The organism is Pseudarthrobacter enclensis, assembly GCF_001457025.1.
In the GTDB taxonomy this organism is placed as follows: domain Bacteria; phylum Actinomycetota; class Actinomycetes; order Actinomycetales; family Micrococcaceae; genus Arthrobacter; species Arthrobacter enclensis.
Genome location: NZ_KQ758599.1, coordinates 805513 through 823986 on the forward strand (window position 1 = coordinate 805513; position 18474 = coordinate 823986).

20 protein-coding genes and 1 other RNA gene are annotated in these 18474 nt (G+C 65.3%); 14 read left to right on the forward strand and 7 right to left on the reverse strand.

The genetic code is table 11. The features are described from left to right. Window positions 1-230 precede the first annotated feature (230 nt). The 13 genes from AS031_RS03635 to ssrA all read left to right on the forward strand — a co-directional run bounded on the left by AS031_RS03635 (window position 231) and on the right by ssrA (window position 10496). Window positions 231-1454, forward strand: coding sequence for a TadA family conjugal transfer-associated ATPase (locus tag AS031_RS03635; RefSeq protein WP_058266973.1), 1224 nt, complete (start codon window positions 231-233; stop codon window positions 1452-1454). Continuing rightward, window positions 1454-2308, forward strand: a complete 855-nt coding sequence (locus AS031_RS03640; RefSeq protein WP_058266974.1) for a type II secretion system F family protein — start codon at window positions 1454-1456, stop codon at window positions 2306-2308. Before AS031_RS03635 ends, AS031_RS03640 begins: the two co-directional genes overlap by 1 nt. Further along, a complete protein-coding gene (locus AS031_RS03645; protein ID WP_058266733.1) occupies window positions 2305-3246 on the forward strand; it encodes a type II secretion system F family protein in 942 nt (313 codons plus the stop codon). Before AS031_RS03640 ends, AS031_RS03645 begins: the two co-directional genes overlap by 4 nt. 81 nt (window positions 3247-3327) lie before the next feature. Next, window positions 3328-3588 (forward strand): hypothetical protein, encoded by a 261-nt coding sequence (locus AS031_RS03650; protein WP_074446912.1) that lies wholly within the window; start codon window positions 3328-3330, stop codon window positions 3586-3588. A 4-nt stretch (window positions 3589-3592) separates the two neighbouring features. Further along, a complete protein-coding gene (locus AS031_RS03655; RefSeq protein ID WP_058266734.1) occupies window positions 3593-4009 on the forward strand; it encodes a TadE family protein in 417 nt (138 codons plus the stop codon). After that, a complete protein-coding gene (locus tag AS031_RS03660; protein WP_058266735.1) occupies window positions 3990-4511 on the forward strand; it encodes a hypothetical protein in 522 nt (173 codons plus the stop codon). The genes AS031_RS03655 and AS031_RS03660 overlap by 20 nt, the downstream gene beginning before the upstream one ends. After that, entirely contained in the window at window positions 4508-4954 is a 447-nt protein-coding gene (locus AS031_RS03665) for a pilus assembly protein TadG-related protein (protein ID WP_228379559.1), read from the forward strand. Before AS031_RS03660 ends, AS031_RS03665 begins: the two co-directional genes overlap by 4 nt. Before the next feature lie 77 nt (window positions 4955-5031). Further along, window positions 5032-6147 carry a peptide chain release factor 2 gene (gene prfB / locus AS031_RS03670; RefSeq protein WP_058266737.1) on the forward strand — a complete coding sequence of 372 codons (1116 nt, stop codon included), beginning with the start codon at window positions 5032-5034 and terminating at the stop codon, window positions 6145-6147. A 185-nt stretch (window positions 6148-6332) separates the two neighbouring features. Next, complete coding sequence (ftsE, locus tag AS031_RS03675) at window positions 6333-7121, forward strand: cell division ATP-binding protein FtsE (protein WP_058266738.1); 789 nt, start codon at window positions 6333-6335, stop codon at window positions 7119-7121. Then, the gene (gene ftsX / locus AS031_RS03680; protein ID WP_058266739.1) at window positions 7118-8032 is read left to right on the forward strand and encodes a permease-like cell division protein FtsX; all 915 of its coding nucleotides are present in this window, start codon (window positions 7118-7120) and stop codon (window positions 8030-8032) included. Before ftsE ends, ftsX begins: the two co-directional genes overlap by 4 nt. 27 nt (window positions 8033-8059) lie before the next feature. Then, window positions 8060-9487 (forward strand): M23 family metallopeptidase, encoded by a 1428-nt coding sequence (locus tag AS031_RS03685; RefSeq protein WP_058266740.1) that lies wholly within the window; start codon window positions 8060-8062, stop codon window positions 9485-9487. Window positions 9488-9572: 85 nt separating this feature from the next. Next, window positions 9573-10049 carry an SsrA-binding protein SmpB gene (smpB, locus tag AS031_RS03690; RefSeq protein WP_058266741.1) on the forward strand — a complete coding sequence of 159 codons (477 nt, stop codon included), beginning with the start codon at window positions 9573-9575 and terminating at the stop codon, window positions 10047-10049. 78 nt (window positions 10050-10127) lie between these two features. Further along, window positions 10128-10496: a transfer-messenger RNA gene (gene ssrA / locus AS031_RS19420) on the forward strand. 66 nt (window positions 10497-10562) lie between these two features. Here the strand turns inward: ssrA and AS031_RS03695 are convergent. After that, a complete protein-coding gene (locus tag AS031_RS03695) occupies window positions 10563-12713 on the reverse strand; it encodes an acyltransferase family protein (RefSeq protein ID WP_058266742.1) in 2151 nt (716 codons plus the stop codon). A gap of 479 nt (window positions 12714-13192) precedes the next feature. On the opposite strand from AS031_RS03695, the gene AS031_RS03700 reads away from it, so the two are divergent. Continuing rightward, window positions 13193-14176: a S1C family serine protease gene (locus AS031_RS03700; RefSeq protein WP_058266743.1), complete on the forward strand. Its 984-nt coding sequence runs from the start codon at window positions 13193-13195 to the stop codon at window positions 14174-14176. Window positions 14177-14189: 13 nt separating this feature from the next. Here the strand turns inward: AS031_RS03700 and AS031_RS03705 are convergent, their stop codons facing one another. From AS031_RS03705 to AS031_RS03730, 6 genes are all read right to left on the reverse strand, one after another. Continuing rightward, window positions 14190-14567: a hypothetical protein gene (locus AS031_RS03705; RefSeq protein WP_058266744.1), complete on the reverse strand. Its 378-nt coding sequence runs from the start codon at window positions 14565-14567 to the stop codon at window positions 14190-14192. Between the two features lie 41 nt (window positions 14568-14608). Then, window positions 14609-15004 (reverse strand): fluoride efflux transporter FluC, encoded by a 396-nt coding sequence (locus AS031_RS03710; RefSeq protein ID WP_058266745.1) that lies wholly within the window; start codon window positions 15002-15004, stop codon window positions 14609-14611. After that, on the reverse strand, window positions 15004-15417 hold the full coding sequence (locus tag AS031_RS03715) for a fluoride efflux transporter FluC (protein ID WP_058266746.1): 414 nt from the start codon (window positions 15415-15417) through the stop codon (window positions 15004-15006). Before AS031_RS03715 ends, AS031_RS03710 begins: the two co-directional genes overlap by 1 nt. Before the next feature lie 30 nt (window positions 15418-15447). Beyond that, window positions 15448-16161 carry a metal-dependent transcriptional regulator gene (locus tag AS031_RS03720; RefSeq protein WP_058266747.1) on the reverse strand — a complete coding sequence of 238 codons (714 nt, stop codon included), beginning with the start codon at window positions 16159-16161 and terminating at the stop codon, window positions 15448-15450. 46 nt (window positions 16162-16207) lie between these two features. After that, the gene (locus tag AS031_RS03725) at window positions 16208-16966 is read right to left on the reverse strand and encodes a class I SAM-dependent methyltransferase (RefSeq protein WP_058266748.1); all 759 of its coding nucleotides are present in this window, start codon (window positions 16964-16966) and stop codon (window positions 16208-16210) included. A gap of 77 nt (window positions 16967-17043) precedes the next feature. Continuing rightward, window positions 17044-18453: an aminotransferase class V-fold PLP-dependent enzyme gene (locus AS031_RS03730; protein ID WP_058266749.1), complete on the reverse strand. Its 1410-nt coding sequence runs from the start codon at window positions 18451-18453 to the stop codon at window positions 17044-17046. Window positions 18454-18474 lie beyond the last annotated feature (21 nt).

Consider the following 18474-nt stretch of genomic DNA (forward strand, 5'->3'; position numbering starts at 1 on the left):
GTTCCCCCAGGAAGCCACCGGATCGTGGTAACTCGACAATTAACGCGCTCACCATAGCACTGGTGTGACCAGCGTAACCAGTGGTTCTTTTGGGACTGAAGTGATAAAAGGGCACTGTTGAGTTATCCACATGGTGGCCTTGCATGACTTGGCAGCTCCGTGCGGTCTCTTTAGGCTTTACCCAATTGCACTGCCTCGGCCGGGGGCGGCAGTGGACCGGGGGAAAATTCATGGACGCTCTGGGGATCGTTGAGGACGAAGTCCGGGAACTCATCAGGCGCAGGGGACTGGATCCGCTGAACCAGGCCGGTGAAGTGCGGCGCCTTGTCGAGGCCGCGGTATCGGATTACGACGAGCGGGCGCTTCTGGCGCCGCTGCCGCCCCTGGGGCCCCTGGACGCTGCCCGCCGCTTCCTGTTTGACGCAGTAGCCGGATTCGGGGTACTTCAGCCTCTCCTGGATGATCCCTCTATTGAAGAGATCTGGATCAACGCGCCGAACGAGATTTTTGTCGCGCGCAATGGTGAGTCCGAACTGACCTCACTCAGCCTGACGGGGCAGCAGATACGGGACCTGGTGGAACGGATGCTGAAAAGCTCCGGCAGGCGCCTGGACTTGTCGTCGCCCTTCGTGGACGCTGCGCTTCCGGATGGCTCGCGGCTGCACGTCGTCATTCCAGACGTTACGCGCCGGCACTGGGCGGTGAATATCCGGAAGTTCGTGGTCAAAGCCAGCCGATTGGAGCATCTCGTGGAGCTGGGGACGCTGACGCCCCAATCAGCACGATTTCTCGGGGCAGCGGTTTCAAGCGGGCTGAATATCCTGGTTTCCGGGGCCACCCAGGCGGGGAAGACCACCATGCTGAACTGCCTCGCAGCGGGCATTGGCAGCAGGGAACGAGTTATCACCGTTGAGGAAATCTTCGAATTGCAGTTCCCCTTGCGGGATGTGGTGGGGCTTCAGTGCCGTCAGCCAAATCTTGAAGGAGAGGGTGAAATTCCCCTCCGCCGTTTGGTCAAGGAAGCCCTCCGCATGCGGCCGGACCGCCTCGTGGTGGGCGAGGTCCGGGAAGCTGAAAGCCTGGACATGCTGATAGCCCTCAACAGCGGGCTCCCGGGAATGTGCACCGTACACGCAAATTCGGCGCACGATGCCGTCACCAAGATCTGTACCCTTCCCTTACTTGCGGGCGAGAACATCTCATCGGCTTTCGTGGTTCCCACCGTGGCGTCCTGCATCGATCTGGTGGTCCATTGCAGCCGGCTGTCCAACGGGCGGCGGGAAGTCACCGAGATCCTTGCGTTGGGAAGGCGGGTCGAAAACGGCATCATCGAGTCGTCGCCCGTGTTTGCCATGGCGGATGGGGTCCTGAGGTCCTGCCCGAACGCCATGCCCGCGGCGGAAAAATTCTCGAGGGCCGGCTACGACGTCGCTGCGTTGCTGGATCCGCGGTGATGGCCGCGCTGTTGGGAGCGACCACGGGGGCGGGGTTGTTCCTGGTCTGGTGGTCCTTTTGGGAAAGTCCTCCGAGGGAGCGCCGCCGGCGGACTCCAGGCAGGGTTTCAGACCTGCTTGCGGCGGCCGGAGTCGAGAAGGTCTCGCCCGGCGGACTGGCCGGAAGCTGCATCGCTTTGTGCCTGTTCGTGGTCCTGGTATTCGTCGCCGCCACCAGGTCCTGGCCGATGGCGGTTTGCTTTGGTCTGTTTTCCGGGTGGTTTCCAGTCACTGTCCTCCGGTGGCGGGCCAAAAAGAGGGCCGCTCTCCTGCGGCAGCTGTGGCCGGACGTGGTGGACCACCTCCGGTCAGCAATCCGTGCCGGCCTCCCACTGCCGGAGGCCCTGATCCAACTCGGTAGCAAAGGCCCTGAAGAGTTGCGGCCGATCTTTCGGGATTTTGGCGCCGACTATCGTGCCGGCGGCAAGTTCGATGCGGCCCTCAACAGGCTCAAGGACCGGCTGGCCGACCCTGTGGCGGACAGGATCATCGAGGCGTTGCGCCTGACCCGTGAAGTCGGCGGCTCGGACTTAGGGAAGCTGCTGGGAACGCTTGCTGAGTTTTTGCGTGAAAGCGCCCGGACACGCAGTGAACTCGAGGCACGCCAGTCCTGGACGATAAACGCCGCCCGGCTGGCTGTTGCCGCGCCGTGGATCGTCATGCTTCTCCTGGCCACGCGTCCAGAAGCGGTCCAGGCGTACAACACGCCTGCGGGCGCAGCCGTCCTCTTGGGCGGACTGGTCATTTCCCTTGTCTGCTACTCCTTCATGCTCAGGATTGGTGCACTTCCCCGGGACGAGAGGGTGCTGCGATGATAGCGGTGTCTCCTCCAGCCGTCGCATGCGGGATAGTGCTGGGGATCGGCCTCTGGCTGGTGATCTTTCGGTCACCTTTCCTGCGTGCCACCAGTCTGGCCGACCGAATCGAGCCGCAGCTGAGGTCCCAGAACCTTGAATCGAGGCTGTTGCGTGCCGGCGACCAGACCGTCACGCCTTTCAGTCCCCTTGAAAAGATCCTGCGTCCCGTCATTCGGGACGGACTCTCAGCGCTGGCCACACTGAATCCATCACCCGGCGCCACGGCACGTCGGCTTGCGCAGGCAGGCCTGAACAAATCTGCCATCGATTTCCGGGCCGAGCAACTGTTGTGGGCGGCCGCTGGATTTGCCCTCTCGCTCACCGTCATCTCCGTCGGGGCCGCGGCCGGCCGCTTCAACCCGCTTCTGGCGGCAGTCGCGGTGGCAGGCAGCGCTGTGGGTGGCTTCATCGCCAGAGACTTCTGGCTGGGTGTGCAGGTCCGCACAAGGGAACAGCGGATGATGGCGGAATTTCCCAGCATCGCAGAGCTGATGGCGCTGGCAGTCGCAGCAGGGGAGAGCGCCACCGGAGCGCTGGACAGGGTCTGCAGGAGCGCCAACGGTGAGTTGTCCAAGGAATTCGCCAGGATCCTGTCGGAAACGAGGGCCGGCGCGCCCCTGGTGCAGGCATTGCAGGAGTTTTCATCCCGCACAGACCTCGCACCCCTGGTGCGCTTCGTGGACGGAATCATTGTGGCCGTCGAACGCGGCACACCGCTTGCCGATGTATTGCGGGCCCAGGCACAGGACGTCCGGGACACGGCTAAACGGGACCTCATGGAAGCTGCCGGCAAGAAGGAGATAGCCATGATGGTGCCGCTCGTTTTCGGAGTCTTGCCGCTGACGGTGGTCTTTGCGGTTTTTCCGGGAATCGCGGCGATCAGCCTTGGCCTGTGACGTAGCCAGCGGCAGCCAGTCATCGGTTGCCCGCATCTCGAAGCAATGGTTTGGAAACATACTCGATGGACAGGGAGAGCAATGAATATTCGAGCAGCATGCTGGTCGGTTCTGCTGGTGGCACTGGGAGCCGTAACCACCGCGTGGTCGGTCAGGGGCAGCCGCTCCGCACCATTCCGTCCGGGTGCTTTCGCGGACGGAGACCATCCCGAACGGGGCGACGTCCCCGGCTGGGTCATGATCACCTTGATGTCGGCCGTACTGGTCGCCGCGCTCCTTGCGCTCGCGGGTCCTGCGCTTGAGGCCATGTTCAATCAGGCAATGGACACGGTTGGCAACTAGGCGGATGGCCGTGTTCACGGGCAACGCCGCCTCCACACGGCCGGCTGCAACGGTCCGTGAGCAGGGCTCGGCGGTGGTCGACTTTGTCCTGGTGGGCGGACTGCTCACGATGTTCTTCCTCGCAATCATCCAGCTGACACTGGTCCTGCACGTCAGGAACACCCTGATCGATGCGGCAGCGTCCGGAGCCCGCTACGGGACCCTGGCGGACAGGGGAGCGGCCGACGCTGAGGAGCGGACGCGGAGCCTTATCACGACGTCGCTCAACGGCTCATTCGCCGAAGAGGTCAGCACCCGCGAAGCAAATGTCCAGGGCACGCAGACCCTGGAAGTCACCGTTCGTGCACCCATGCCCGTTATCGGGCTGATTGGTCCTCGGGGAGTGCTGGAGGTGCAAGGCCATGCCGCGGTCCAGCGCTGACAGATCCGGCGCCTTCCCTGCAATGCGACGCCGGCTTGCAGAGGCAGCGTGCCGGGCACCGGAGGTTCCCCACCCGGGCGGGAATGGCAGCCGGGAACAGGGCAGTGCCGTAGTGGAGTTCACCTTCCTTGCCCTCCTCCTGATGGTCCCGCTGGTGTACTTCGTCATCACCGTGGGCCAGCTGCAGGGCGGCTCCTTCGCCGTGGTGGGTGCAGCCGACCAGGCAGCAAAGGTCTACGTCGCCCAACCGGACAGCAACTCGGCCGAGGCCGCTGCCGGACAGGCCGTGGCCCTGGCCCTGGCCGATTTTGGGCATTCTCCTGATCAGGCCTCAGTGGAGACTTCCTGCGATCCCGCAGACTGCCAGGCACCGGGCACGGCCGTGACCGTCACCGTCAGGCTGTCCGTCCCTTTGCCGTTCATACCCTTCAACGATGCTTTTCCGCTCTCGGCCAGCGAGGTGGAGGCAGCCGCCACCCAGGTTGTGGGGAGGTTCAGGTGACCGGATCGACGACGGACGAAAATGGCCAGTTGACGGTGATGATCATCGGTTATGTCACCGTGGCCCTGCTGGTAGCCACGGTGATGATTGGTATTTCTTCTGTTTACCTCGAACACAAACGGCTGCTTTCGTTGGCCGACGGCGCATCGCTGGCTGCGGCGGACAGCTACACCCTTGGTGAGGTGGCGTCACAGGGTGGCAGCCCGTCTGCAGTGCTCAACCCGGCGCGGGTCCGTGCCGTGGCCGCCGACTTCGTCTCCCGCAGCCCTGCTGCAGCCCGCTTCCAGGGGTTGGCGGTTGCCGGGTCCACCGGTACGCCGGACGGTTCCACCGCCGTCGTCGTCCTGACCGCCGAGGTCCATCCGCCGGTGGTGAACTTCCTGGTCCCCGGCGGCATCGCCATTGAAGCGGCATCAACGGCCCGGTCCCGTCTCACGCGCTAGCTGTCTCCTGCGCGGCAGGGGCCTGCGTGACAGCCGCGGCCCGGGGCCATTCCCGGATAGCGTAGGCTTAAACGACCATGGCCAACATTGATTTTTCCGCTGAAATCCGCGCGCTCCGCGCCACCTACGAGTCCATCGAACGGGTCACCGACATGGACGCGTTGAAGGAAGACATCGCTGAACTCAGCGAGCGGGCAGGGGAGCCGGACCTGTGGGACGACCCCGCTGCGGCACAGAAAATCACATCCCGCCTCTCGCACCGCCAGTCCGAACTGGAACGCCTCACCACCCTGGCGTCGCGCATCGACGACCTCGAAGTCCTGGTGGAGCTCGGCCAGGACGAGGGCGACGCCGACTCAATGGGGGAGGCCGCAACTGAGCTGGAATCCATCCAGAAAGCCCTCAAGGACCTCGAAGTGGTCACCCTGCTCTCCGGCGAATATGACGAACGGGAAGCGGTGGTGTCCATTCGTGCCGGTGCCGGCGGCGTCGACGCCGCCGACTTCGCGGAGATGCTCATGCGGATGTACCTCCGGTGGGCTGAGCGGCACGGATATCCCACCACGGTCATGGATACCTCCTACGCTGAAGAAGCCGGCCTGAAATCGGCCACCTTCGAGGTCAAGGCACCCTACGCCTACGGCACACTCAGCGTTGAGGCCGGCACGCACCGGCTGGTCCGCATCAGCCCGTTCGACAACCAGGGCCGTCGCCAGACCTCTTTCGCGGCAGTCGAAGTCATTCCACTGATCGAGCAGACGGATTCCATTGACATTCCGGACAATGAGATCAGGGTGGACGTGTTCCGCTCATCGGGTCCGGGCGGCCAGTCCGTTAACACCACTGACTCCGCGGTCAGGCTCACCCACATCCCCACAGGCACCGTGGTGTCCATGCAGAACGAGAAGTCGCAGCTGCAAAACCGCGCCGCAGCCATGCGCGTCCTGCAGTCCCGCCTCCTCCTGCTGAAAAAGGAACAGGAAGACGCCGAGAAGCGGGCGCTGGCCGGAGACGTCAAGGCGTCCTGGGGCGACCAGATGCGCTCCTACGTCCTGAATCCCTACCAGATGGTCAAGGACCTCCGCACGGAGCACGAGGTCGGCAACACCTCGGCAGTCTTTGACGGCGAGATCGACGACTTCATCGACGCAGGCATCCGCTGGCGTACCGACAACAGGAACGCCGAAAAGTAGGGCGCACGCTCCACCCCGCTGGGCGCTGCAGGCGCGACACGCCCCTGCAAACCCGCGCAATACCCGGCCTGTCCTGCGTATAGTCGAGGGGCCGGGGCCCTACTTCCCCCAACGAACACCCGTGCACCGGCTGCAGAACTGGGCTGCATTCCGAATCAGCCATGCCCTGCAGGGTACTTAGGGCCATGATCCGATTCGAAAATGTCACCAAGGTCTACGACCAGAAAGCCCGTCCGGCGCTGGACTCCGTCAACCTTGAGATCGACCGCGGCGAATTCGCCTTTCTGGTCGGGGCTTCCGGCTCCGGCAAATCGACGTTCCTTCGGCTGGTGCTCAAGGAAGACCGCGCCACCTCCGGCGCTGTGTACGTGGCCGGCCAGAACGTCGCCCGGATCTCCAGCTGGCGCGTCCCCCGCCTTCGCCGGGGTATCGGCGTCGTCTTCCAGGACTTCCGGCTCCTGCCCCAGAAGAACGTCTTCGCGAACGTCGCCTTTGCCATGCAGGTCATCGGCAAGAGCCGCAGCGTCATCCGCGACACCGTCCCCGAGGTCCTGAAGACAGTGGGCCTGGAGGGCAAGGAACACCGGATGCCGCACGAACTTTCGGGCGGCGAGCAGCAGCGCGTCGCCATCGCCCGGGCGGTGGTCAACCGGCCAGGCATCCTCCTCGCCGACGAGCCCACAGGCAACCTGGATCCCACCACGTCCATGGGCATCATGGGGGTGCTGGACAAGATCAACCAGAACGGAACCACCGTGGTCATGGCCACCCACGACGACGACATTGTCAACGAAATGCGCAAACGGGTGGTCGAGCTCAAGAACGGGGTAGTGATCCGTGACGAAGCCAAGGCCCTGTACACGTCGATGATTCCCGTCGTCGGAGAGTCGCGCAGGCTCAAGGACGCCAGCGGACGGGAAGAGCCCGACGCCGGCCGGCCGGGCGAAGCCGGAGAAGGCGGGACCCAGCGGTGAGGCTCGCATTCATTCTTTCCGAAATCGGCAGCGGCCTGCGGCGCAACCTGTCGATGGTGGTGTCCGTCATCCTGGTCACCTTCGTCTCCCTGACCTTCGTGGGCGCGGCCGGCATGCTGCAGATGCAGATCAACCAGATGAAGGGCTACTGGTACGACAAGGTCCAGGTGGCAATCTTCCTGTGCAGCGACGGTTCGACGGCGGCGGGCTGCGCGGGAGGGTCCGTCACCCCGGAACAGCAGGACAGCCTGAACGCACTGCTCGAGTCACCGGCGGTGGCACAGTACATCAACGACTTCCAGTTCGAATCAAAGGAAGACGCGTACAAGCACTTCAAGGACCAGTTCTCCAACTCGCCGATCGTCGATTCCGTCACCCCGGACCAGCTTCCGGCATCTTTCCGGATCAACATGAAGGACCCGGAAAAGTACGAGATCATCAGCGAAACCTTCAGCTCACAGCCCGGCGTGGAAACAGTCATCGACCAGCGACAACTGCTGGAACGCCTCTTCTCCGTGATGAATGGTGCCTCGCTGGTGGCAGTGGGAATCGCCGGCGTCATGATCGTGTGCGCCATCCTCCTGATTGCCACCACCATCAGGCTCTCGGCCTTCAGCCGCCGCCGCGAAACGGGGATCATGCGCCTGGTGGGTGCGTCCAAGACCGTCATCCAGCTGCCGTTCATCCTCGAGGGTGTCATCGCAGCTGTGATCGGCGCCGCCCTTGCCTCGGCGACCCTCTGGGCCGTCGCGCACTTTTTCCTGGGTGAGTACATGTCCAAGCAGTACCCGGACACAGCCTTTATCTCTTCGGGGCAGACGCTGATCCTGGCTCCTGCTTTGCTGATCCTTGGCGGATCCTTGGCTGGAATTTCGTCGCTCTTGACCCTCCGCAGATACTTGCGCGTTTAGGCTATGCGAACCGACCAAGGAATGCCGATGACCGTTACTCCAGAAACTTTCCAGCGCCAGCACCCCGCCCGACGTAGTTCCGCACGCCGTTCGGCAGTGCTGAGCGGCGTGCTCGCCGTCGTGCTCGCGTCAGGGCTGGCGGCCTCGACGCCTCCCGCGTTCGCCGATGAACTTGAGGACAAGCAGGCAGCACTCCAGGCGGAAGCCCAGCGCGTCCAGCAGTCCCTGGAATTCGTGGACTCACGCATCGCCAAGGCCGCGAGCGACCTGGTGGTCTACCAGGGCCAGCTGCCCGGCGCCCAGCAGGCACTCCTCGAAGCACAGGGCCGGGTGGCCAGTGCGGTGAAGGAAGTGGAAGCACTCTCGGCACGCGTCGACATGGCCCAGCAGAACAAAGCCAAAATCACCCAGCAGCTTGAAACCGACAAGCAGAAGATTGCCGACACCAAGAAGCTGATCGGCCAAATCGCCACCCAGGCCTACAAGTCAGGCGGTGTTCCCTCCAACCTCTCCTTGTTCTTTGGCTCGAACAACGGCGGCAGCTTGACCGACACCATGGACCTGGCCGACCAAGCCATGCGCAGCCAGAACGCCGCCATGGACAAGCTCTCCCAGCAGAACGCCACCAACGTCAACTCGGAAGCCCGCCTCCAGGCGGTGGAAGCCGAGATCAAGGACCTGAAGGCCAAAGCCGACGCTGCGTTGGAGCGGGAAAAGGCCGCCCGTGATGAAGCTGCGGCCAAGAAAGCCCAAGTGGACCAGCTGATCGCCGATACCACCCGCCTGGACGCTGAGCTCCAGGCGGCCAAGCCGGGCATCCAGGCCCAGCTGGCCGGCGTGCAGGCGAGCCAGAACCAGGTGGCCAACGAGATCGCAGAACGGGACCGCAGGGCGCGGGAGGCATGGGAGGCCGAGCAGCGGAGGCAGGCAGAGGCCGCCGCGGCAGCAGCCGCCGCCGCAGCCGCAGCGGCAAACCGGCCGGCACCGCCGGTGCAGCCCTACATCCCGCCTGCCGCAGGTTCCCCATCAGCCTTCGGGCTGCGTCATCCCTTTGACGGCAACATCCCCATCACCTCCGGGTTTGGATGGCGCGCCACCCCTCCGGGAACCATCGATTTCTACGGCCAGGGCGGTTATGTCCACACCGGCATCGACTTCGGCGCTGCCTGCGGTACGCCGGTCTACGCTGCAGCGGCCGGGGAAGTTTTCAGCTCCGGCTGGAACTCGGCCGACGGCGGTGGCTGGCGCGTCAAGATCGACCACGGTGTGGTCCAAGGCAATTCGCTGACGACGATCTATTACCACAACTCCAGCATCGTCGTGTCCAACGGGCAGCGCGTCTCGCAGGGGCAGCTCATCGCCTATTCGGGCAGCACCGGCAACTCCACCGGATGCCATGCCCACTTCGAAACGTGGCTGAACGGTGCAGCAGTGGACCCGATGGGGCTGCTCTAGGGCCCGTCCGCGCTGCCGTACACTGTTAAGACTCCGCTGCGATCCGGCCGGAGTCCATTCGGAAAACGAAATGAGGAGTTGTCCCGTGCCCAAAGAAAGTGGCCGTAAGGTGGTGGCCACCAACCGCAAGGCCCGGCACGACTACCATGTGCTGGATACCTATGAGGCCGGCATTGCCTTGATGGGCACCGAGGTCAAGTCGCTCCGTGAGGGACATGCCTCGATGGTGGATGGCTTCTGCACTTTCTACAACGACGAACTGTGGATGGAAGCCATCCACATTCCGGAGTACAACCAGGGAAGCTGGACCAACCATGCCGCCCGGCGTCGCCGCAAGCTGCTCCTGCACCGCGAGGAACTGATCAAGATCTCCCGGAAGGTGCAGGAAGCGGGCTACACGATTGTCCCGCTCCAGCTGTACTTCGTGGACGGCAGGGCCAAGGTGGAAATCGCCGTGGCCCGCGGTAAGCGCGAGTACGACAAACGCCAGACCCTGCGGGAAAAGCAGGACAACCGCGAGGCGCAGCGGGAGATGCGGGAGCGCAACAGGCGGCGCGGCTAAGGCTGGAATGAATTCGCCATTGCATGCGTTAGTATGGATAGTCCGGCGGGTCAGCCTGCCGGTTTGGTAACAAAATACGGGGATGATCGGTTTCGACGATGTTAGTCGCGACAGGTGAAGCGGGCCGAGGATGCAGAATTATCTCGTTAACGCTGTCTGCAAACCAATAAGTGCCGAATCTAAGCGCACTGACTTCGAACTCGCTGCCTAAGCAGTAGTTCAGTCCGTCAGCCCGGGGTTGCTGTCGCCCCGGATCCTGGCGTCATTTAGATAGCCACTGCTGTTTACCCTCGTCACTGGGGTGAACGGGACTTTTAGGTGACTGGGCCCGGATCAGCCAGCTGTTTGCAGCATGGCTGGGGCCGAGAAAATCCGACGCAAACTGCGCCCGGAGAAGCCCTGACAACACGACATCGGACGGGGGTTCAATTCCCCCCATCTCCACAAACGGGAAATGCCCCGGTCCTCGGACCGGGGCATTTTCCGTCTCCCGTGTTGGCCTGGCCCCTGTTCCTATTGCCGGGCCTCGTTGAACCGCCGGGCCACTAGTGGAACCAGGGAGCGGATGTAGCTGCGCGCGGCGTGGTCGTAGTCGGCGTAGACCTGCAGGCCGCCGATCACCGCGTAGCAGTTCTGTTCGTCGCAGAACTGATCGGAAAAGTCCAGGACTTTTACCGCCAGTTTGCCCATCCCGCGGGCGGCCTCGGCCACAGGGTCCGGCACCAGGGCCTCGCCACGGGGGTTGGCACAGTTGATCGGGGTCTGTTGGTTCAGTGCCACGCAGTCCGGGCTGCTGTGGCGCAGGGTCATCGGCGGATCCCTGAAGACAAACACGCGGGACCCTGCTTCCGTCCAGTCAGTGAACCGCTGGCTGACCGCGTCCTTGTACTGTTCAAGTTGCGCGCGTCCGGTGCCGTCGTCGATGGTTTCACCTGCTCCGAATGACGAAGCGAACACCATGTCCGGTTTCTCCTGGACGATTCTGTCCGACACCTGCTTACTCCAGGACAGGCAGCGGTGCTGGGAACGCGGATCATCGGCAGGGGAACCCATGAAAGCGACGCGCTTGACGTCAACAAACGGGCAGCCGCCCACCATGGTTTCCTTCAGCGTCCATTTGTGGAGCCGCGCCAGCTCGTAAAGGGCGCCTTTCCACTGCTCCGCGTGCGAATCGCCGACCAGCCAGACAGATGCCTGCGGCCGGGCGCCGCCGGTGAAATCGCATTCAGTCAGAAGCTTCTGGTCCTCAAATACGATTGGATTGTCGGACGGGCGGCATTCCGGGGCGTCGAAACGCGGTGCCTCGTTGGGGCCGACGTTTGCCACCTGGGCTGCGCCAAACGGATCCTTGCAGTTGTTCCGCGGGTCCAGGCTCCGCGCACCGTAGCAGGGGCCGCCCGAGAGTTCCTGCAGTTTGGCTGCCTCGGCATCCTGCGCCTTCGTGAAACCAAGCAGCAGGCCGCCGGACAGGGCGCAGACAACAGCCATGGCAGCCGCCATGACCCCGACGACGCGGAGCGGTCGGGCCTTTGGCAGGAGCCTGGTGCGGCCCGGGTCCTCAACAAACTTCTTCGAGGCCCAGGCCAGGGCAAACGCGATGAGGAGAACCAGGACTTTGTCCTGGGTCCACAGGGCATGGCCCAGGACGGCCGGCGCCAGCACAATGAGGGGCCAGTGCCACAAATACAGCGAGTAGGAGACATCTCCCACCAGCTGGACGGGCTTCGCGGCCAAAAGCTGGTTAGGCGACCACAGGGGACTGATCGGCCCCGAGGCAATCACCAGCAGCGTGCCGGCAACCGGGACAGCTGCCGCGAAGCCGGGGAAGAACGTTTGCCCGTCATAGGCGAAGGCCGAATAGCCGATCAGCCCATAACCCAGCCATTGCGCCGCTCCGGACCAGGCAAGGTGGCTGGAAGGGAACCGTAAGCGCAGGACGCCCATGGCGTGGGCGCCCCCGATGGCCACCAAGGCGCCGGCACCGAATTCCCATACGCGGGCCGGGGTGATGAAGTAGGCGGGGCTCTTGTTGGTGTAGGTGAACCAGATACAGAACGCCAAGGTCAGCGCGCTGAGTATGGCAACGCCTGTGGCCAGGAACGCCCGGCGGCGGGCGCGGAACCGGGAGGACGCCACAAACAGCCCCAGGAAAAGCAGCGGCCAGACCAGGTAGAACTGTTCTTCCACCGAAAGGGACCAAAAATGCTGGACCGTTGAAGCGTCCTCATTGTGGGCCGAGTAATCCACGGACTTTGCGGCCAGCAGCCAGTTCTCAACGTATAGGACCGATGCTGCGGTTTCCTGGGCAATGGAGAGCCACCGGGAGAAGGGGAGTAGGGCCCAGGCGGCCAGCAGCGAGGTGGCGGCTACAAGGGTGGCTGCCGGGAGCAGCCGCTTGATCCGCCGGGAATAGAACCGGCCGAGGTTAATGCGGCCTGAACGCTCCAGCTCCCCGAGCAGATGCTTGGAAATCAGGTAACCCGAGATCACGAAGAACACATCCACGCCGACGTATCCTCCGGGCAGCCGCAGCGGCCACAGGTGGTTGAACACCACGAGCCCCACTGCCAGGGCACGCAGGGCCTGGATGTCCTTGCGGGTGGCAGTGGCTGCCGCTGTCCGCCGCGTGTTTGCCCGGGTTGGCAACAGGACCTGTCCGGTCACACGAGCTCCTTGTCCTTCGTCATCGGATGCACAGTCTGCTGTCAGGCCGGTGCAGGGTGGCGCGGGTTCTTCGCAGCGGCAAGGCATCATCGACGGACGCGGGTCCCATGGCCGCGCCAGTCCGCCGGAGCTGTGCAATGGCTAATTCCAGTGACACGGATAAGGCTGCAGGACCCGGCCGGAGATGCGGCGGCGGCGTGGATGAGACCGGCGTACAGCGCAGTGTGCTCTCGCGGCAAACTTCCCTCGGGTACTTTAGCACCGCATCCAAGCCGCGATTGCCGTGCACACCCCCTTCACTGCCGGGGATTTCGCAATCCACTAACCAACGAAATGGCAGTGCGGGCACGGCCGGCAACCGCGCAGACCGTTCTCCCAAGGCGTAGCCGACCACGGACTACCCGGCGGCGCTGATCCGTTTAACCGGTAAACCCCGGATCGCGGCGGTCGCCGCGGCGGGCAGAAGCAGGAGGTGCGCCGTGGATAAGGCGTGGGACGCAGTGCCGGGCAGCGACGGCGACGACGCCCTGGATTCGTACTCACAGACAGTCATGCGGGTGGCGGCCGCGGTAACTCCCCACGTGGCGGCGATTGAGATGACCGCTCCCCGGCGTAATGGCCGGATGCGGGTGGGGGCGGGCTCGGCGGTCCTGTTCACGGAGGACGGCTACCTGGTCACTAATTCCCATGTGGTGGCCGGGACCCGGACCGGGCATGCCGTCTTCGCCGATGGCAGCGGGATGGAGCTCGAACTCGTGGGCGCAGACCCCTTGTCCGACCTTGCCGTGCTCCGCGGCAGGCGCTCGAAAGTGCTGCCTGCGGAATTCGGCGACGCAGAGTCCCTTCGGGTGGGGCAACTCGTCGTCGCAGTGGGAAACCCGCTCGGCCTGTCCGGTTCGGTGACCGCGGGAGTGGTGAGCGGGCTGGGCCGGGCCATCCCCGTGTGGGCGGACGGCACACGGAGGGTGATCGAGGACGTCATCCAGACCGACGCCGCCCTGAATCCCGGCAATTCGGGCGGGGCCCTGGCGGACACCCGCGGCAGGATCGTCGGCATCAACACCGCCGTGGCGGGGGCCGGGCTGGGACTGGCCATCCCCATCAATTCCACCACCCGCCGGATCATGTCGTCGTTGCTCACGGACGGCCGGGTCAGGCGGGCCTACCTGGGGCTGGTCAGCACGCCCATCCGGCTCAGTGCCAGCGAGGTGGTCCGGTCAGGGCAGCGGGAAGGGCTTCGCATCGTGGAGGTGCTGCCGGGTTCGCCGGCGGAGAAAGCCGGGCTGGCTGCCGGGGACATCGTCCTCACAGCCGGCGGCCGGGCAGTCAGCGATGCCGAAAGCCTCCAACGGCTGCTGTTTGCCGACGCGATCGGTGAACCGCTTGACCTTGCCGTGCTTCGCAACGGCACGGGAACCCGGCTGGTGGCTGTCCCCGAGGAAATGACCAGCGCCGGACGGTAAGGGACCCGCGGCCCTAGCGTCCGCCGTCAGGCGCCGGAACGTCCGCGAGCCCCACGAAGCGTGTGCCGACGCCGTCGAACCAGCTCCGGATAAGGCCCGGCCTGACCGGGGGAGCCTCGCCCTTGGCGTGGTGGTGGCACACGACGTAGGTAAAGTCCGGCCACCACTTCTTGGGTCGTGCGGCTTCTTCGTAGCCACAGACCGCGCACTCAAGGTGCACCCATACCGGCCGCTTTCCGGTCCGGTTGGCGCGGGACTGTGCCAGCCAGGCGGGCGGGTTGTCCATTAGGGAACGAAGGTCATCCTCGGTCATGAACTTCGGGAGGCCGTGGCGCTGTGCCATTTCCATCGGTATATCAAGGGCAATTGCTGCGTCACGTCTGCTGATCATCACCATCCACGATACGTGAGGCGCCGGCATGGCGTGACGACTCAGGGCAGGAAGGCTATTCCCGCAGCTGCCGCCCCCAGGCCGAGGACCAGGTTGACGGCGATGTTCAAGGCAGCCGATCCAAAGCGGGCCTCGCTGACCAGCCGCACCGTGGCCGTGGTCCAGGAGCTGAACGTGGTCAGGCCCCCGGCGAGGCCTGTTGCCAGCCCGGTGGCCCATTCCGGACCGAGCGCCAGGCGCTGGGTGAGGCCGTAGGAGATGCCGATGATAAAGCAACCGGCAACGTTGACCACCAGGGTGGCCCAGGGCCAGTGCAGCTTGTCCTTCCCTGGTCCGGGTACGGTGCGCCGCGTGCTGTGGTGGGCGAACCAGCTGTCGGCGGCGAACCGCAGGAGGGCGCCGGCAACACCGAACACCCCCACCAGGACAGCGGCCATCACGGCCGTCCCCCGGTCCGTGGAGGAAGCGGTGCCGCCAGCCTGCCCAGCCGCCACCCGAGGGCCGCCGCCAACAGGCCCAGCACGAGCGACAACCCAAGATAGGCGATCCACACCGCATGCTGCCCGTTCCGGGCAAGCTGGTCCACTGCGAAGGCCACGGCCGAGAACGTCGTGAACGACCCCAGCAGCCCTGGGCCCAACCCGGCCCGCAGCCAGAAGGCGGTCTGCGGCCTGGCCATCCACGCGGTGGTCAGGGCGGCCAGGACAAAGCTGCCGACGACGTTGATCCAGAGGGTAGCCCACGGAACAGATCCCGGGTGGTCGGGGAAGACCAGGCCCAGCAAGTACCTCAGTTCCGAGCCGGCGAGGCCTCCGGCGGCGACGGCGAGCCAGGCCTTTGCCGGAGGCATTCCCGGCGCTGTCACGCGGCCGGGCGCAGGTCAGGCGTCCGCAAGGAGGCACCCGGCGTGCGGCGTGTCGGTGTGGACCCACAGAGCGGACGTGACCTCATCGGCGAGATCGAAGTCCCGGGTCCGGCCCGCGGTGCTGATCCGCACCACCAGGGCGCCGCCAAAGGGGCGCCGGCCCACGACCTCCACTGCGGCGTCAAGGTCGATCTCCTCCGCGGCCAGGTAGCGCAGCAGTTCCGGGTTGTCGTCGCTGATGCGGGTGATCCGTCCTGTGTGGCCGGGATCGAGCTCGCCCATCAGCCGGGCCAGGGGCATGAGCACCTTGCCGTCGGCGGAAGGGATGGGATCCCCGTGCGGATCACGGGTCGGGTCGCCCAGCTGGGCGGCCACGCGTTCGATGAACGTGTCAGAGACTGCATGCTCCAGCAGCTCAGCTTCGTCGTGGACTTCATCCCAGCTGTAGCCCAGTTGCTGGACAAGGTACGTTTCGATCAGCCGGTGGCGGCGCACCATGGAAAGCGCAAGCCGCAGCCCGGCGTCCGTCAAGGTGATGGCGCTGTACGGCTTGTGGTCCACCAGGCCCTGGTCCTTGAGCTTGCGGACCATTTCCGAAACAGACGAGTTGGCCACGCCCAGCCGCTGGGCCAGCTGCGAGGACGTGATGGGCTTGTCCTGCCACTCCGTGAAGGAATAGATGACCTTGACGTAGTCCTCGATGGAGGAGGAGGGCGCGCTGGTCTTCACAAGTTCAAGCCTACCCGGTGACGGGGCGCCGCTGCGGTGGACCGGGTCAGGCCCGGACAGCCCGCCAGGAAAGGGTCAGGTAGGGCAGGCCCAGTTCCTGGCCGGCAGCGTGGCCCAGGTGGTCATGCAGATACCAGTCGAGGTTCGCCAGGACTTTGGCGCGGGTCGCCTCGCCGGCGCGCAGGTAGTAGCTGCGGGATTTGGCCAGCTCAATGAGGTCCGCGGGGGTGACCACGTCCTCCCAGTGCGTTACCTGCTCCTCGAGGCCTTCGAATTCCGGCCCCACCAGCGGCCGGCGGCCGGGCTTGTAGACGTCGCCTGCATGCATGATCCTGGCAAGCCGGTGGACCCAGGGCACCGAAGTGTCCAGTTGGTTCCACACCAGTCCCAGCGTTCCCTGCGGCCGCAGGACCCGGGCCAGTTCGGTGCTGGCGGCCAGCGCATCGCACCAGTGCCAGGCCTGGGCAACGGTGACGACGTCGAAGCTTTCGTCCGGCAGGCCGGTGGCCTCGGCTGTTCCCACCAGTGCCGCGGCGGCCGGGTACTGCGCCGACAGTTGGGCGAGCATGTCCGCGGACGGGTCGACGGCGGTGACCCTGAGGCCCATGTTTAGCAGCAGGTGGGTGAACTTGCCTGTTCCGGCGCCGGCGTCGAGTGCGTCACGGGCGCCGGCGGGTACCAGCCACCGGGCCGAGTCCGCCGGATACCCCGGACGGACCTTCTCATAGTGGCTGCCGCCGTCCTGGAAGCTCTGGCCGAGCTCCCGTCGCCGCCCGTGATCGAGCTTTGGGCCACCCCGAACCACGTGCGGCCTCCTTCAGCTGATGCCCTGCGGGTACCTACCGAATTTACCGTATGTCCAGGGTGCGGACGGTCCCGGGGTCAGTCGTCGGTGCAGGGTGCGGCGCCGGCGGTTCCCGGCGTGTTCGGGGCCCAGTGGGGGTAGGTGCGGGTGTCGTTGGCCGGCACCCAGCGGCCGGCGTCCACCACGTAATCCCACCCCAGGCCGTCACGGCGGAGCTTTTCGATGCCGGCCAGGAGCCGCTGGGCGTCCTCGAGCCGGGAACCGACGCCGAAGCTCGCCCGCAGCGAACCGGAGGGCAGGCCCAGCCGTTTGAGGAGCGGGTGGGCGCAGAAACGGCCATCGCGCAGGCCCACACCGTGCTCGGCGGACAGGTACGCCGCCACCAGGCCGGCGTCATAGCCCGCCACGGAGAAGTTCACCACGCCGATGGTGTCCGTGTCCGGGTTGGTGTCCTTGAAGATCTGGTGCACCGTAACGCCGTCGATCTGCTGCAGGCCGTCCACCAGGTAGGAGCGGATGGCGGATTCGTGGGCGTGCCAGCGGTCCTGGTCGAGGCCCGCAATAACCTGGGTGGCCCGGGCCAATGTCGCAGCGCCGAGCACGTTGGGGGAGCCGCCCTCATGCCGGGCAGGGCCGGTGGCCCAGCTGACGCCGTCGAGCCGTGCTTCCTTGACCGCGCCGCCGCCGGCAAGGTGCGGGGTGCCGGCGTCGAGCCAGTCGGGACGGCCCACCAGGACGCCCGCGCCGAACGGTGCGTAGAGCTTGTGCCCGGAAAAGGCGAGGTAGTCGACGTCGTCCGCCGCGATGTCAACGCGGCGGTGCGGTGCGAGCTGCGCCGCGTCCACGACGATCCGTGCACCGTGTTGGTGCGCAAGGGCCGCCAAAGCCCGGACGGGGAGGATTTCCCCGGTCACGTTGGAGGCGCCGGTCACCGCCAGGAGGCTGACGCCGCCCTGCTCCAGTTCGGCACGGACCGAGTCGACGGTTCCGGCGATCGTGTCCGCCGCAACGATGCTGCGGTGCGGGACACCCTGCCACGGCAGCAGGTTCGCGTGGTGCTCGATGTCCAGGTACAGGACCTCGCCCACGGGCCGGCCGTCCACGACGGGCAGGCACCCGGCCAGCAGGTTGAGGGAGTCCGTGGTGTTCCTGGTGAAGATGACGGAATCGTCCGGACGCCCGCCCACGAACCCGCGGACGATGTCGCGGGCGTTCTCGTAGACAGAGGTGCTGATCTGAGACGCGTAGCCCGCGCCGCGGTGGACGCTGGCGTAGAACGGCAGTATCTCGTTGAGGTACGCGGACACCAGCGAGAGGGCCGGTGCGGACGCGCCGTAGTCGAGGTTGGCGTAGCGGATGTGGCCGCCGGTGATCAGCGGAGCCTGGATTTCTGCGCCGGTGACCGCTGCGAGCGGCGCCGCGGCAGCAGCCTGGCGTTCAAAGACGACGGCGTTCGGGGCGATGGGGGAGACGATGGCAGTAGTCACAGAGACCTCACTTTGGGACAG

Excerpts from the sequence above, each read along its gene's own strand:
- ftsE (WP_058266738.1), top strand. The coding sequence starts at position 6,333 with ATGATCCGATTCGAAAATGTCACCAAGGTCTACGACCAGAAAGCCCGT.
- AS031_RS03705 (WP_058266744.1), bottom strand. The coding sequence starts at position 14,567 with ATGATCAGCAGACGTGACGCAGCAATTGCCCTTGATATACCGATGGAA.
- AS031_RS03710 (WP_058266745.1), bottom strand. The coding sequence starts at position 15,004 with ATGGCCGCTGTCCTGGTGGGGGTGTTCGGTGTTGCCGGCGCCCTCCTG.
- prfB (WP_058266737.1), top strand. The coding sequence starts at position 5,032 with ATGGCCAACATTGATTTTTCCGCTGAAATCCGCGCGCTCCGCGCCACC.
- AS031_RS03655 (WP_058266734.1), top strand. The coding sequence starts at position 3,593 with ATGGCCGTGTTCACGGGCAACGCCGCCTCCACACGGCCGGCTGCAACG.
- AS031_RS03685 (WP_058266740.1), top strand. The coding sequence starts at position 8,060 with ATGACCGTTACTCCAGAAACTTTCCAGCGCCAGCACCCCGCCCGACGT.
- AS031_RS03660 (WP_058266735.1), top strand. The coding sequence starts at position 3,990 with ATGCCGCGGTCCAGCGCTGACAGATCCGGCGCCTTCCCTGCAATGCGA.
- AS031_RS03645 (WP_058266733.1), top strand. The coding sequence starts at position 2,305 with ATGATAGCGGTGTCTCCTCCAGCCGTCGCATGCGGGATAGTGCTGGGG.
- AS031_RS03715 (WP_058266746.1), bottom strand. The coding sequence starts at position 15,417 with ATGCCTCCGGCAAAGGCCTGGCTCGCCGTCGCCGCCGGAGGCCTCGCC.
- AS031_RS03635 (WP_058266973.1), top strand. The coding sequence starts at position 231 with ATGGACGCTCTGGGGATCGTTGAGGACGAAGTCCGGGAACTCATCAGG.
- AS031_RS03650 (WP_074446912.1), top strand. The coding sequence starts at position 3,328 with ATGAATATTCGAGCAGCATGCTGGTCGGTTCTGCTGGTGGCACTGGGA.
- AS031_RS03640 (WP_058266974.1), top strand. The coding sequence starts at position 1,454 with ATGGCCGCGCTGTTGGGAGCGACCACGGGGGCGGGGTTGTTCCTGGTC.